We start from the raw sequence: 15,363 nt of genomic DNA, 5'->3' as shown, positions 1-15,363 counted from the left end.
TCGTGGTCTTTTTGTTGATGGTGGGCGTTGCGCTGCTGGCATGGCTGCCCCTGCGCCTGGTGTTGCCACGCGAGGGCTTGCCGTTCTCGGCGCTGGACGTGGAGGGGCCGGTATGGGCAGGCACCTTGCGGCAGGTGCAATGGCAGGGCATCGCCTTTGGCGATGTCATGGTGCGGCCGCGCATCTGGCCGCTGTTGCGTGGACAGCGCCAGGTGCACCTGCAGGCCCCGCAGCTGCAACTGCTGCTGGTGGATGGCGCGCAACACGGTATCGGCGATGCGCAGGGCCAGCTGCTGTTGCGCCAGCCGGCGGGCATGGCCTTGATCGATCTGGCGGTGGAGCTGCAGCAGGTGGATCTGCTGTTCGATGCCACCGGCTGCGTGCAGGCAGGTGGCCGGGTCGGCCTGCAACTGCTGGCGAGCGGGGCGGGCGAGCTGCCCGGTCTGCCGCCGTTGCGCTTGTCCGGGCAGCCGCGGTGCGTGGACGACAGCGCCGTGCTGAGTCTGCTGCCCGATGCACCGTTGCCTGCCGGTGTGCAGGCCGATGCACAGCTGCAAGTGTGGCGCGATGGGCGTTGGCAATTGCAGTCACGCATCGATCCGGGGCAGGACGCAGTGTTGGGTGTGGGCCTGCAGTTGCTGGGCTTCGCCGCCACCCCGGAGCGCAGCTTGTTGCGCATCGACCAGGGGCAATTGCGCTAGGACTGCTGTTACGCGCGGCGCGGCGAGAAATCTGTCGCCTGCACCATTAGCGTGCATGCCCGGAGGCTGGTGTCTTCATCGTGGCCGCTGCGAAGGCACAGTTCATTGATCCGTTGACAACGTTGTCGGCGTAGGACCCTGCGTACTCATTGCGCCAGTTGCTGGGTTGCTTCGATAAGGCAGAAGTGCTGCTTCCGATACACGGGAGCGTGCGGTATGGACTGTGATCCAGCCCGCAACGCGTGTGCTGCGGCCCACACATTCCGGACCCGCCGGAATTGGTCTGGTTACCGGGGATTGGTCAGCGACTGGTCCTGTGACAACGATGCCCGCCACGCACCCAAATGATCCTTTGTGCACCGTCGAAGGTCTTGAAAAGCAGGGCTCAGACGCGTTCGTAGCCGCCGGTCAAACACTTTCGGCAGTGACTGTTGACAGGATCTTTTGAAGACCATAAGAATCAAATCCACTGAATTGGTATTTGCCAGTCAGGGCCGTTGATCAGCAATGGCATGCGATGTCCGTCCTGGGAGGGAGGCGGCATCGGCACCCACGGGGGGCCGTACGGGGTGCTCGCAGACAACAGATCGCAGGCGGTTCCGCACGTCCGGAACTGGTGGCCTGTGCGCGTGTGGGTGGGTTGCCCAGCGTCGTGATCTGTCTTTGCTGATCGATCGGAATGCCAGCCGCGTCGTCGTCCAGCCATTCCACCTCAGGATCTCCCATGTCACCTGTCCCGCGTGCCTCGTTGCGTTGTTGTTCGCCCTCCTCGCTGTCCGTCGCCATCGCGCTGTCGCTGCTTGCCTGCGGTGCCAGTGCGCAGACGCAGCAATCGCCGCCGCCGGCATCGGCGCAGATCTCCCAGCTCGATACCGTCAAGGTCACCAGCTCCTACCAGAAGAGCCTGATCACCGCGATGGACAACAAGCGCGACGACGTGCGCATGACCGATGGCATCTCCGCACAGGACATCGGCAAGTTTCCTGCCGAGAACATCGCCGAAGCGATCCAGCGCATCCCCGGCGTGCAGATCTCCACCATCAACGGGCGTGGCTCCACCATCAGCGTGCGTGGTCTGGGCCCGCAGTATTCGGCCACCACCATCAACGGCCAGGTAATCAAGAGCGCCGACTTCACCGACGGGTTCCGCTACGACATCATCCAGCCGGAAGTGGCCGCCGGGATCGAGGTCATCAAGTCGCCGTCGGCGGACATGGATGCCGGTGGCCTGTCCGGCACGGTCAACATCAACACCACCAAACCGCTGGACTACCAGCAGACCAAGTTGCTGTTCTCGGCCAAGACCCAATATGCAGAGTTCGCCGGTGGCTCGCCCACGCCCAAGGGCGTGCTGACCTATATCGACCAGTTCAAGTTCGGCGGCGGCGATCTGGGCGTGTTCCTCAGTGCCGGCTACCAAAAGCTCAAGGACCGCGCCGATTATCTGTGGATCGACCGCTGGTACACGCAGGACACCGACGCCGGCACCTTGTACATCCCGCGTCGTCCGCGCTATCGCTCGATCGAGCGCGAGACCACCCGCAAGATGTTCAATGGCGGCCTGCAGTGGAAGCCCAACGACCAGCTGGAGATGAACCTCACTGCGCTGTATTCGCAGGACAAGACCGCCAACGACATGAACCAGCTGGTGTACTCGTTCGAGCGCACTCCGCTGACGGTGCTGCAGACCAACGGGTTGACCGCCACGCAGGTGTCGGCATCGGACTACTGGCTGGAAAACAACCGCCAGATCGAACAACACGACCTGTCCACGCAGTTGCTCACCTACGACTTCAAATGGAAGGGCGATGTCTGGACGCTCAGCGGCGCGGCCAATTACACCCAGGGCAAGACCGACGAGAACGAACGCGCCGCGATCCTGGGCCGGATCCCCTCGGCGACGCTGCTGGATACCTCCAATCCCGACGCGATCTCGCTGACCACCGATGCCGACGCCACCGATGCCAGCGCCTGGGACAAGCGCAATCTGGTGCGCAGCGAGTACCCCAACGGCTCCATCCAGTCGCTCAGCAACAAGGAATGGTCGCTGCAGCTGGATGCCGAACGGTATCTGGAACTGGGTGCATTGAATGCGGTGCGCTTCGGTGCCAAATACCGCCGCGAAACCTTCGAGCGCGACGTGCGCCGGCGCGACTTTCTGTATCTGCTCAGGACCGGTGCGGTGTCGGGCTTCGACATGTTCCCGGAGCTGTCGGCCGCCAACAGCACGGTCAGCAACTTCCTCGACGGGCAGCTGGCCTCGCAGGACAGCTGGGTCACCCCGGACATCGCGGCCTACGCACGCTCGCTGGCGGCCGCCGGCATCAGCGTGCCGGTGCTGTTCGCACCGCAGAGCAGCTACAGCATCGAGAACGACATTTCCTCGGCCTATGCGATGGCGCGCATCGATACCGACATCGGCAGCATGCGTCTGCGCGGCAACCTCGGCCTGCGCTACGAAAACACCAAGCGCACCACCGACACCTACCTGACCCAGGCGCAGGCCGCCAGCGACGATGCCAATGTGGTGATCGGCACCGCGCGTGCGCCGTACGAGTATTCCAACTGGCTGCCCAGCCTGAATCTGGTGCTGGACATGCGTGACGACCTGCTGCTGCGCTTTGCCGCCGCCAAGGTGCTGGTGCGGCCGATCCTGGACAGCAACACCGCCATCGCCTCGACCATCTCCACCGGCACCAATACCGGCGGCACCACCACCTATGTCGTCACCCAGGGCCAGACCGATCTGAAGGCACTGACCGCCGACCAGGCCGACCTGAGCCTGGAGTGGTACTACGGCAACGGCGGCGCGCTGACCGTGGCCGGCTTCTGGAAGAACATCAAGAACGGCACCTTCAACAGCATCGTCTGCCCGACCGCCTTCAACGGCACCACGCTGTCCAGCAACGCGGCCGGCGACTGCGTGGACAGTGGCGGCGATATCTACGAGATCACCGCCACCACCAACGACCCGAGCAAGGTCAAGATCCGCGGTTACGAACTGGGCTGGACGCAATCACTGGATGCCTGGCTGCCGATCGACGGCTTCGGGGTGACCACCAACTTCACCCGGGTGATTCCGCAACGCGATACCGATTTCCAGATCCGCAACCTGTCCGAGCAGACCTGGAACGCCACCGCGTACTGGGAGAGTGCGCATTATTCGGCGCGCGTTTCGCTCAACCATCGCAGCGAGTACGAACAGGACAGCAGCGACAGCTTCTTCGCGCGCGAAGGCCACACCATGAAGGCGCGCACCCAGCTGGATGCAGTGCTCGGCTACCAGGTCAACGACAGGCTGAGCTTCCAGCTCGGTGGTCTGAATCTCACCAACCGCACCGAGCAGGCCTACAAGGACATCGCCAGCCGCTGGCAGATGACCGGCGTCACCGGCCGCAGCTACTACCTGTCGATGCAGTGGGACATGCTGTGATGCCGGGCCAGCGAGCACTGCGCCGGCAGGCATCGCTGCGGGTGGCAGCCAGCAGCGCAGGCAATGCCGCAGGTGTGATGGACGCGCGCCATGCAGTGGCTGCGCGCGTGGATGCGCGGCATGCGTCACGGAGCGCGCCTGCGGTGCAGGCTGGCGGGCGCCATCATGCGCAGGCGTGAGTTCCTTGCCGGCAGCGTCTGCGCCTCGTCGCTGCTTGGCGTGCCGGCGCTGCTGCCGGGCGCGGCGAACGCTGTAGCGACACGCGCGGGCAGTGGCGGCACGCCGCGTCCCGCGCCACCGCCAGCGGGCACCGATGGCGCAGGCCAGTGGCTGGACCTGGACGAGGGCTGGCGCTTCCATGCCGGCGATCTGCCGCCGCCGCGCCTGCTGGCGCAGGACGAGACCTACGACAACGCCAAGGCCGGCCGCGCCTGGGGCGCAGCGGCGCCGGACTACGACGACACCGGCTGGCGACAGTTGCAACTGCCGCACGACTTCGTGGTGGAGCAGGCGGTGCGCGCCGACGCCAACATCGCGCAGGGCTATCGCCCGCGCGGCATTGCCTGGTACCGGCGCACGCTGCGGCTGGACGAGTCCGCGCGCGGCCAGGCGGTGGAACTGCGCCTGGACGGCATCGCCAGCCATGCCACCGTGTGGGTCAACGGCATGCTGATGGCGCGCAGCTGGAGCGGCTACAACGGGCTGGTCATCGATCTCACGCCGGTCGCGCGCTACGGCAATGCCGTGAACAGCATCGCCATCCGCGTCGATGCCGAGGCGATGGATGGCTGGTGGTACGAAGGCGGCGGCATCTATCGGCACACTTGGCTGGTGCTGCGTGCGCCCTTGCATATTGCCGGCGATGGCCTGGCGGCGGTGCCGCGCGAAGGCCCGGGCGATCTCTGGCAGCTGCCGGTGCAACTGGACCTGGTCAACAGCGGCGAACGGCCTGCCGAGGCGTGGGTGGATGTGGCGCTGCGCGACCCAGACGGTGCTGTCGTGGCGAGTGGCGAGACGCAACTGCGCGTGGCTGCATTCGGTACCGTGCAGGCGGCCATCAGCATGTCGGTGCCGCAACCGCAGCGCTGGAGCGTGGACACGCCGGTGCTGTACCGCGTGCAGGCCAGCGTGCGTGGCGCGGACGGCCGCAGCGACCGTGCCGAGTGCGAGATCGGCTTTCGCAGCCTGCGCTTCGATGCCGACCACGGCTTCTTCCTCAATGGCCGCCCGCTCAAGATCAAGGGCGTATGCCTGCATCAGGACCATGCCGGCGTCGGGGTGGCGCTGCCCGATGCCTTGCACGCGTTTCGCCTGCAGCGCTTGAAGTCGATGGGCTGCAATGCCATCCGCCTGCATCACGCGGTGGCACCGGAACTGCTGCAGGCCTGCGACCGGCTCGGCATGCTGGTGATGGCCGAGAACAGGCTATTCAATCCCGCACCCGAGTATTTGGCGCTGCTGCAGAACATGGTGCGGCGCCAGCGCAACCATCCCAGCGTGTTCCTGTGGTCGCTGCTCAACGAGGAGCCGCTGCAGGGCACCGCCACCGGTTACGCGATCATGGCGCGCGCCGCCAGCGCCGTGCGCGCGCTCGACGACAGCCGCCCGATCACCGCCGGCATGAACGACGGCATGTTCGCCACCCGTGGCGCGGCCGATGTGGTGGACGTGCTCGGCTTCAACTACCGCCAGTTCAACTACGACCGCGTGCATGCGGCGCGGCCGCGCACGCCGATGCTGTCCAGCGAGGACACCAGCGCCTTCCAGACCCGCGGCGCGTGGTTCACCGACCTGGACGCGCACGTGGTGGCCGAAGACGACAGCCTGGCCGCGGACTGGGGCAATACCCACCGCCGTGCCTGGCAGCTGATTGCCGAACGCCCGTTCGTCGCCGGCAGCTTCGTCTGGACCGGCTTCGATTATCGCGGCGAACCCACGCCGTTCGAATGGCCGTCGGTGGGCGCGTTCTTCGGCATCATGGATCAATGCGGATTTGCCAAGGGTGCCTACTGGTTGCGCCGCGCGCTGTGGATCGACGACGCGCCGGTGCTGCACCTGTTGCCGCACTGGAACTGGCCCGGCCGCGAGGGCCGGCCGATCAAGGTGATGGCGTTCTGCAATGCCATGCAGGTGGAGCTGTGGCTCAATGGCCGCTCGCTGGGCAAACAGGCGGTGGATCGCGCGCAGATGAATCAGTGGCAGGTGGACTATGCGCCGGGTGTGCTGGAGGCGGTGGCCTGGCGCGACGGCCGCGAGGTGGCGCGTACGCGGGTGGAAACCACCGGCGCAGCGGTTGCGCTGCGGCTCACGCCCGACCGCCCCCAGCTACGCGGCGATGGCCGCGATGCGCAGCCGGTGACATTGGAAGCGGTGGATGCGCAAGGTCGCCACGTGCCCGATTGCAATGCAATGCTGACGCTGCAGATCAGCGGCGGCCGCTTGCTGGGGGTTGGCAATGGCGACCCGAATGCACACGCCGCCGATCGGGGCATGCAAGTGGCCCTGTTCAACGGGCTGGCGCAGGCGATCGTGCAGGCCGAGCGTGGCGCAGGCGTATTACGGCTGCAGGCGCGCAGCGCAGGCGTGCGCGATGCGGTGGTCGAGATCGCGTGCGTGACGGTGCCGCTGCCAGCCGCGGTGCCGATCGTGGCGCCGGTGATGGTGGTCGAGAGCTGGCGCCACACCGCCGCCTTCGCGCAGCCGCCGGCGCCGGATCTCTCGCGCCGCCCCAACGACAACAACAGCTGGAGCAACACGTTGCCCGGCACCCTGGAAACCGCGCCCGAACGCGCCGGCTACGTGTTGTACCGCACCCGGTTCACGCCGTGGCAAGGCGTGCAGGCCCACGGCGGCATGCTCGACCTGGGCCGCCTCAGCGGGCCGGCGCAGGTGTTTCTGGATGGCCGTGCAGTGACGCAGGCGGCGGCCGGCACACCGATCAAGTTGGCGCTTGCACCCGCGACCGGCGCGCGCACGCTGGCGGTGATCCTGCAGGTCGCTGCGGATCAACCGTTTGGATTCCACGACGTCGTCACCGTGCAGTATCGGAACTCGCCATGATTACCTCATCGTTTTTCCCGTCCTCGCCCGCGCGGCTGTTCGCCGGCGCAGTGCTGGGCGCCTTGCTCGCCATTCCCCTCACCGTGCTGGCCACACCACCCGCACAGGCGGTGCTGCAACGCCTGATCGGCGCACGCGCCGCCCAGTTCGAGATGCGCGTGGCACCGCGCGGCGACGGCGCGGACTGGTATCGCATCGATGCCGGCGGCGACACGGTGCGCATTGCCGGCTCCTCGCAGGTGGCCTTGGCGCGTGGCGCCTACGCCTATCTGGGCCAGGCCGGTGCGGCCTCGATGAGCTGGGAAGGCGACCGCGTGGCGCTGCCGGCGCAATGGCCGGCCTACAGCAGCGGCCAGGTGCGCACGCCGTTTGCGCATCGGGCCTATCTCAACACCTGCACCTATGGCTACACCACGCCGTTCTGGGACTGGCCGCGCTGGCAGCGCGAGATCGACTGGATGGCGCTGCACGGCATCGACATGCCGCTGGCGATGGAAGGGCAGGAGGCGATCTGGCAGGCGCTGTGGCGTGAGTTCGGCGTGGGCGATGACGCGCTGGCAGAGTATTTCTCCGGCCCCGCCTTCACCCCGTGGCAGCGCATGGGCAATATCGAAGGCTATGGCGCACCGTTGCCGCAGCAATGGATCGACAGCAAGCGCGTGCTGCAGACGCAGATCCTCACCCGCATGCGCGAGCTGGGCATGCAGCCGGTGCTGCCGGCGTTTGCCGGCTACGTGCCCAAGGCATTCGCGCAGGCGCATCCGAACGCGCGCATCTACCGCATGCGCGCCTGGGAAGGTTTCCACGAAACCTACTGGCTGGATCCGCGCGATCCGTTGTTCGCCCAGGTCGCGCGCCGGTTTCTGGAGCTGTACACGCAGGCCTACGGCGCAGGCGAGTTCTATCTGGCCGACGCCTTCAACGAGATGCTGCCGCCGGTGGCCGACGACGGCAGCGACGTGGCCGCCGCCAAGTACGGCGACAGCATCGCCAACTCCGATGCCGCACGTGCCAAGGCGGTGCCGGCGGCGCAACGCGATGCACGCCTGGCCGAGTACGGGCAGGCCTTGTATCGCTCTATCGCGCAGGTCAATCCGCAGGCCACCTGGGTGATGCAGGGCTGGCTGTTCGGTGCCGACCGCGAGTTCTGGCAACCGCAGGCGATCGCCGCGTTTCTCGGCAAGGTGCCCGACGCGCGCTTGATGGTGCTGGACATCGGCAACGACCGCTATCCCGGCACCTGGAAGGCGGCGCAGGCGTTCGACAACAAGCAGTGGATCTATGGCTACGTGCACAACTACGGCGCCAGCAATCCGTTGTACGGCGACTTCGCGTTCTATCGACACGATCTGCAGGCCTTGCTGGCCGATCCGGACAAACGCAACCTGCGCGGCTTTGGCGTGTTTCCGGAAGGGCTGCACAGCAACTCGGTGGTCTACGACTATCTCTACGCGCTGGCCTGGGAGGGCCCGCAGCAATCCTGGTCGCAATGGCTCACGCAATACACCCGCGCGCGCTACGGCCGCAGCGATGCGGCCTTGCTGCAGGCCTGGTCGGATCTGGAAGCGGGCATCTACCAGACCCGCTACTGGTCGCCGCGCTGGTGGAACAAGCGCGCCGGCGCGTATCTGCTGTTCAAGCGGCCAACCGCCGACATCGTTGGCTTCGACGACCGCCCCGGCGATCCGCAACGCCTGCGCCGCGCCATCGACGCGTTGCTGCAGCAGGCCGACCGCTATGCCGACGCGCCGCTGTACCGTTACGACCTGATCGAAGACGCACGGCATTACCTGAGCCTGCACGCCGACCGTCAGTTGCAGGCGGTGGTGCAGGCCTACGACGCCGGCGAGTTCGCACGTGGCGATGCGCTGCTGGCGCGCACCACGCAACTGGTGCAGGGGCTGGATGCACTGGTCGGCGGCCAGCACGAAACCCTGGCCGACTGGAGCGGCCAGGCCGCCGCAGCCGCCGGCAACGATGCCGCACTGCGGCGTGCCTATGTCGGCAATGCACGTGCGCAGGTCAGCATCTGGGGCGGCGACGGCAATCTGGCCGATTACGCGTCCAAGGCATGGCAGGGCATGTACGCGGATTTCTATCTGCAGCGCTGGACGCGCTTTCTCGGCGCATACCGCGCGGCACGCAAGGCGGGCACACCGTTCGACGCAGCGACAGTCAACGCGCAGCTTGCCGCGTGGGAGCGCCAATGGGCCGCGCAGGACGAAGTGCCGAAGCGACAGCCACCCCGCGACCCACTGACCTTGCTGCGCGGCTTGCTGGCGCAGGTGGACGCGCATGATGGTTTGCAACGTGCCATGCAACGCAATGTGCAAGGCAGTACGCACAGTGCAACGCAAGGCATTGCCCAAGGCGACGTGCACGGCATGGCGCACGGTGCCATTCGCGGCACCACGCAAGGTACTGCCCAATGAGCAGATGCGTATCGTACGTCGTGGCCCGACGTGAGCGCTTCCGCGCCGATGCAATGACGCTCGTCACGGGCAGCACGTCTGCACGCCGCCGCCACCTGCAGTCGCTGGGCAAGGAACTGCAATGAGCGCACAAACACTCCCCGCTGCAGCTGGCGCTGCAACCGCAGCACCCAGGCGCGAACGCTTCCTGTCGCTGGACGTGTTCCGCGGCCTGACCATCTTCCTGATGATCCTGGTCAACACCGCCGGGCCCGGCGCGCAGCCATATGCGCAGCTGACCCACGCGGCCTGGTTCGGCTTCACGCTTGCCGATCTGGTGTTTCCCTCGTTCCTGTTCGCCGTCGGCAGCGCGATGAGTTTTGCGCTGGCCACCGGCACGCCGCACCGGCAGTTCCTCGCCCGCGTGGGCAAGCGCGCCGCGCTGATCGTGATGTGCGGCGTGCTGATGTACTGGTTTCCGTTCTTCCACCCGCAGCCCGATGGTGGATGGGCGTTCACTGCAGTCGATCAACTCCGCCTGACCGGCGTGCTGCAGCGGATCGGCCTGTGCTATCTGCTCGCAGCGCTGCTGGTGCGCTATCTGCCGCCACGCGCTATCGCGCCAGTTTGCGTCGCGCTGCTGCTGGGCTACTGGGCGTTGCTGTACGTCTTTGGCGAGCCCGGTGCGGAGCTGAGCAAGACCGGCAACGCCGGCACCCGGCTGGACCTGTGGCTGTACGGGCGCGCACACCTGTATCGCAAGGATGGCGGCTTCGACCCCGAGGGCCTGCTTGGCACGCTATCGGCCACGGTCAACGTGCTGGCCGGCTATCTGGGCGGGCGCTTCCTGCAGCGGCACGGCAAGACCGGTGCCACCACGCGCAGCCTGTTGCTGGCGGGCGCGGGGCTGGTGCTGCTGGCATTGCTCTGGCACCCGGCCTGGCCGCTGTCGAAGAAGCTCTGGAGCGGGTCGTTCGTCGCCTGCACGGTAGGCCTGGATCTGCTGGCGCTGGGCGTCCTGGTCTACCTGCTGGAGTTGCGCGGCTGGAGCGGCGGCAGCGGCTTCTTCACCGTGCTGGGGCGCAACCCGCTGGCGATCTACCTGTTCTCCGAGCTGTTCGTGGTGGTGCTGCGGCTGATTCCGGCCGGCAGCTCCGGGCTGGACCTGTACGCCTGGGCCGGCATCCGCGTGTTCCAGACCATCGCGCCGGGCCCGCTCGGGTCGCTGCTGTGCGCGATGAGCTACACGCTGCTGTGTTGGTGCGTGGGCTGGTGGATGGATCGGCGGCGCTGGTATCTGCGGCTGTGATTGCCCGACCCGGCAATCGGTGACGCAGCCCCGGCGCGCGGACGGTGCAGCACCGGCCTGGTCATCGGCATGCATCCCGCCCTTGACCAGCGCGGTGGACACCTGCGTCAGCCAGTCTTGTCATCGCTCCCGACGATCCACAGCCGCTAATGCGCTGCAGGCAAATTGGTACTATATTGGACCTAACGAATCCAAGTCGGTCCGGAGGACAGGCAATGGCCAAACCGAAAACCGAAGCCAGGACGGACACCGACCCCCGGATGGACGCGCTGACGCTGGACGCCTCCGCGCCGACGCCGCTGTATCTGCAACTGGCGAGCAAGCTGGACGAGCAGATCCGCGGCGCGCAGTGGAAGGCCGGCGAAGCGCTGCCGGCCGAGCGCCAGCTGTGCGAGCGGCTGCAGATCTCGCGGGTGACGCTGCGCCAGGCCGTGGACGTGCTGGTCGAACAGGGTTTGGTCTCGCGCCGGCAGGGCGCCGGCACCTTCGTCACCACGCAGATCCAGCACCAGCTCAGCGGCCTGACCAGTTTCAGCGAGACGCTGCGCATCAAGGGCTACGAGCCCGGCACGCGCTGGCTGGAGCGGCGGCTGCGTCCGGCGCATGGCGAAGAGATCCTGCGGCTGGGCCTGTCGCCGGATGCGGCGGTGGCTTCGCTGACCCGCCTGCGCAGCGCCGACGACCGGGTCATGGCCTACGAGCATGCGGTGTTGCCGCAGCGCATCGTCGCCGACCCGCAGCAGATCGGCGATTCGCTCTACAGCTACCTGGATGCGCAGGGCACCCCGGTGGTGCGCGCGCTGCAGTACTTCCGCGCGATCAATCTGCCCGCGCGGCTGGCCGAACACCTGCGCATGAAGACCGGCGAGGCGATCCTGCATGTAGTGCGCGTGGGCTATGCGCGCGACGGCAGCGCGATCGAATTGACCGACACCTATTGCCACAACGATTTCTACGATTTCGTCGCCGAACTGCGTCGCTGATCCAGCGCGGCGCCCCCCAACCGACAACTCAAGAGCCAGCCGATCCATGACTACCGCCAGGCCCGCAAATCCCGTTGTCTCGATCGCCATCGTCGGCGTGCTGTTCTTCATCATCGGCTTCTTCACCTGGATCAACGGGCCGCTGATCACCTTCGTGCGGCTGGCGTTCGACCTCAACGAGGTCAATGCCTTCCTGGTGCTGATGGTGTTCTACCTGTCGTACTTCTTCCTGGCGCTGCCGGCGTCGTGGATCCTCAAGCGCACCGGTATGAAGAAGGGGCTGGCGCTGAGCCTGGTGGTGATGGCGGTGGGCGCGGCCGGCTTCGGCCAGTTCGCCACCCAGCGCTGGTATCCGGGCGCCTTGGGCGGCCTGTTCGTGATCGGCAGCGGCCTGGCGCTGCTGCAGACCGCGATCAACCCGTACATCAGCATCCTTGGGCCGATCGAGAGCGCGGCGCGGCGGATCGCGCTGATGGGCATCTGCAACAAGATCGCCGGCATCCTGGCGCCGATCCTGATCGGCTCGCTGGTGTTGCACGGCATCGGCGATCTGTCCGCGCAGGTGGCCAGCGCCGATGCGGCGACCAAGCAGCAGCTGCTCACGGCCTTCGCCGCCAAGATCCACGCACCGTATCTGGTGATGTCCGGCGTGCTGCTGTTGCTGGCGATCGGCGTGCTGTTCTCGCCGCTGCCGGAGCTGCGGGCCTCCGAGGCCAATGCCACGCCCGGCAGCGCGGTTGGCGTGCAGAAGTCCAGCATCTTCCAGTTCCCGCACCTGTGGCTGGGCGTGTTGTGCCTGTTCGTCTACGTAGGCGTGGAAGTGATGGCCGGCGATGCGATCGGCACCTACGGCCACGGCTTCAATCTGCCGCTGGACAGCACCAAGATCTTCACCTCCTACACGCTGGGCGCGATGCTGGTTGGCTACATCGTCGGCCTGGCGTTGATTCCGGGTGTGATCTCGCAGGCGCGCTACCTGAGCGTGTCGGCGCTGCTGGGCGTGCTGTTTTCGCTGGGCGCGCTGCTGACCCACGGCTATGTGTCGGTGGGCTTCGTGGCCGCGCTCGGTTTTGCCAACGCGATGATGTGGCCGGCGATCTTTCCGCTGGCCATTCGCGGGCTCGGCCGCTTCACCGAGATCGGGTCGGCCTTGCTGGTCATGGGCATTGCCGGCGGCGCGATCATTCCGCAGCTGTTCGCCATTCTCAAACAGCACTACGACTTCCAGGTCGTGTTCGCTGCGCTGATGGTGCCGTGCTATCTCTACATCCTGTTCTATTCGCTGCGCGGTTACCGTGTGGGCCTGCCGGCCCAGGCCAAGTGAACCAGGCAGCATGATGCGTTCCGACGAACAAGGCACACCCATGCGCAGGCCCACCATCAAAGATGTCGCCGAGCGCGCCAAGGTCTCGTTGAAGACCGTGTCGCGCGTGATCAACAACGAACCGTCGGTGATGCAGGCCACGCGCGCGCGCGTGCTGCGCGCCATCGCCGATCTCGACTACGAACCGGATCCGTCCGCGCGCAACCTGCGCAGCGGCACGCCGTTCGTGATCGGCCTGGTCTACGACAATCCCAACCCGTATCACATCATCGGCATCCAGAACGGCGTGCTGGCCGCCTGCCGCGAAACCGGCTTCGGCCTGCAGATCCATCCCTGCGATTCCACCTCGCCATTGCTGGCCGAAGAACTGGCCGAATGGGTGCAGCGCTCGCGGCTGGCCGGCGTGGTGCTGACCGCGCCGATGTCCGAGCGCCCCGAGTTGATGGCCGGCCTGGCTGCGCGCGGCATCAAGAGCGTGCGCATCATCGCCGCCACCGACGATCCGGGCGACGGCCCCTGCGTCTATATCGACGACCGCGCTGCCGCCTACGAGATCACCGAGCATCTGGTCCAGCTGGGCCATCAGCGCATCGGGTTCCTGTGGGGTGGCCCGCAGCACCGCTCCAGCGGCGAGCGTTACGCCGGTTACGAGGCGGCGTTGAAGGACTACGGCATCACCCTGGACAAGCACCTGGTGATTCCCGGCGATTACACCTTCGACGACGGCTTCCGTGGCGCGCGCCGGCTGCTGTCGTTGCGCGAGCCGCCGACCGCGATCTTCGGCAGCAACGATGAAATCGCCGCGGGCGTGCTGGCCGCGGCCAAGTCCACCGGCATGAACGTGCCGTATCAATTGTCGATCGCCGGTTTCGAGGACAGCCCGTTCTCGCGCCAGTCCTGGCCGGCGCTGACCACCGCCAAGCAGGCCACCGACGACATCGCGCGGCATGCCGCACGCCTGTTGATCAGCCAGCTGCGCAGCGATGCCTACGACGACCAGCCCGCGCAATTGCAGAACCGCGGCTTCGTGCCGCAGCTGGTGGTGCGCGGTTCCACTGCACCGGCGCAGACGCCGTCCGCCAAATCCCTTCCTCCCGAATCCGCCTGAGCACGATGAGCCTTCCCACCGAAACCGAGACCTTGATGTTCCGCGAGGCGGCGCAGACCGCTGACGTGGTCGCCGCACAGTTCGCCCGCAATGCCGACACCGTCGCCACCCTCGCGCAGTCGCTGCGCGATACGCCGCCGCCGTTCGTGGTGACCTGTGCACGCGGCAGTTCCGATCACGCAGCGACCTACGCCAAGTATCTGTTCGAAACACAACTGGGCATCGTGACCGCCTCTGCATCGCCGTCGGTGGGCTCGGTCTACGCATCGCCGCTGCAGTTGCGCGGTGCGCTGTACATCGTGATCTCGCAATCGGGCAAGAGCCCGGACCTGCTGCGCAATGCCGAGGCCGCCAAGGCGGCCGGCGCGCGCGTGGTCGCGCTGGTCAACGTCGAGGATTCACCGCTGGCGCAGCTGGCCGAGGTGGTGATTCCGCTGGGCGCAGGCCCGGAAAAAAGCGTCGCTGCCACCAAGAGTTATCTCGCCTCGCTGGCTGCGCTGCTGCACCTGGGCGCGGTGTGGAAGAACGACCCGGCCCTGCTCGCGGCGGTAGAGGCACTGCCGCAGCAGTTGCGCGCCGCCTGGCAGGCCGACTGGTCCGCGCTCACTGCCGGCCTGGTGCCGGCACACAACCTGTTCGTGCTCGGTCGCGGCCTGGGCCTGGGCGCGGCGCAGGAAGCGGCGCTGAAGTTCAAGGAAACCTGCGGCCTGCATGCCGAGGCGTACAGCTCGGCCGAGGTCAAGCACGGCCCGATGGCGCTGGTGGGGCCGGGCTTCCCGGTGCTGGTGTTCGCCCAGCCCGACGAAACCGGCGCCGGCACGCGTGCGCTCGCGGCCGAATTCCGTGCGCGTGGCGCGCAGGTATGGCTGGCCGCCCCTGACGGCGACCTGCCGCTCGTGGATGCGGCGCACCCGGCCAGCGCGCCGCTGCTGACCGTGCAGAGCTTCTACCGCGCGATCAACGCGCTGGCCCTGCAACGTGGCAACAATCCCGATCTGCCGCCGCACTTGAACAAGGTCACGGAAACCGTTTGA

At 66.9% G+C, this 15,363-nt stretch carries 9 protein-coding genes; all 9 read left to right on the top strand.

The window, feature by feature from the left end; translation table 11 throughout:
• The first annotated feature begins 17 nt into the window (after positions 1-17).
• A complete protein-coding gene (gene gspN / locus GGR73_RS12470) occupies positions 18-701 on the top strand; it encodes a type II secretion system protein N (protein ID WP_102255680.1) in 684 nt (227 codons plus the stop codon).
• A 724-nt stretch (positions 702-1,425) separates the two neighbouring features.
• On the top strand, positions 1,426-4,134 hold the full coding sequence (locus GGR73_RS12465) for a TonB-dependent receptor (RefSeq protein WP_184457146.1): 2,709 nt from the start codon (positions 1,426-1,428) through the stop codon (positions 4,132-4,134).
• A gap of 165 nt (positions 4,135-4,299) precedes the next feature.
• On the top strand, positions 4,300-7,194 hold the full coding sequence (gene galA, locus GGR73_RS12460) for a beta-galactosidase GalA (RefSeq protein ID WP_184457145.1): 2,895 nt from the start codon (positions 4,300-4,302) through the stop codon (positions 7,192-7,194).
• The gene (locus GGR73_RS12455) at positions 7,191-9,626 is read left to right on the top strand and encodes an alpha-N-acetylglucosaminidase (protein ID WP_184457144.1); all 2,436 of its coding nucleotides are present in this window, start codon (positions 7,191-7,193) and stop codon (positions 9,624-9,626) included. The genes galA and GGR73_RS12455 overlap by 4 nt, the downstream gene beginning before the upstream one ends.
• A gap of 121 nt (positions 9,627-9,747) precedes the next feature.
• The gene (locus tag GGR73_RS12450; protein ID WP_184457143.1) at positions 9,748-10,914 is read left to right on the top strand and encodes a heparan-alpha-glucosaminide N-acetyltransferase domain-containing protein; all 1,167 of its coding nucleotides are present in this window, start codon (positions 9,748-9,750) and stop codon (positions 10,912-10,914) included.
• A 260-nt stretch (positions 10,915-11,174) separates the two neighbouring features.
• Positions 11,175-11,897, top strand: a complete 723-nt coding sequence (locus GGR73_RS12445; RefSeq protein WP_016900882.1) for a GntR family transcriptional regulator — start codon at positions 11,175-11,177, stop codon at positions 11,895-11,897.
• A gap of 46 nt (positions 11,898-11,943) precedes the next feature.
• Entirely contained in the window at positions 11,944-13,221 is a 1,278-nt protein-coding gene (locus tag GGR73_RS12440) for a sugar MFS transporter (RefSeq protein ID WP_039523493.1), read from the top strand.
• Between the two features lie 40 nt (positions 13,222-13,261).
• Entirely contained in the window at positions 13,262-14,329 is a 1,068-nt protein-coding gene (locus tag GGR73_RS12435) for a LacI family DNA-binding transcriptional regulator (RefSeq protein WP_024940298.1), read from the top strand.
• A gap of 5 nt (positions 14,330-14,334) precedes the next feature.
• Positions 14,335-15,363 (top strand): SIS domain-containing protein, encoded by a 1,029-nt coding sequence (locus GGR73_RS12430; RefSeq protein ID WP_184457142.1) that lies wholly within the window; start codon positions 14,335-14,337, stop codon positions 15,361-15,363.

Source organism: Xanthomonas sp. F14, assembly GCF_014199865.1.
This window is presented reverse-complemented; position numbering and strand designations above follow the sequence as displayed.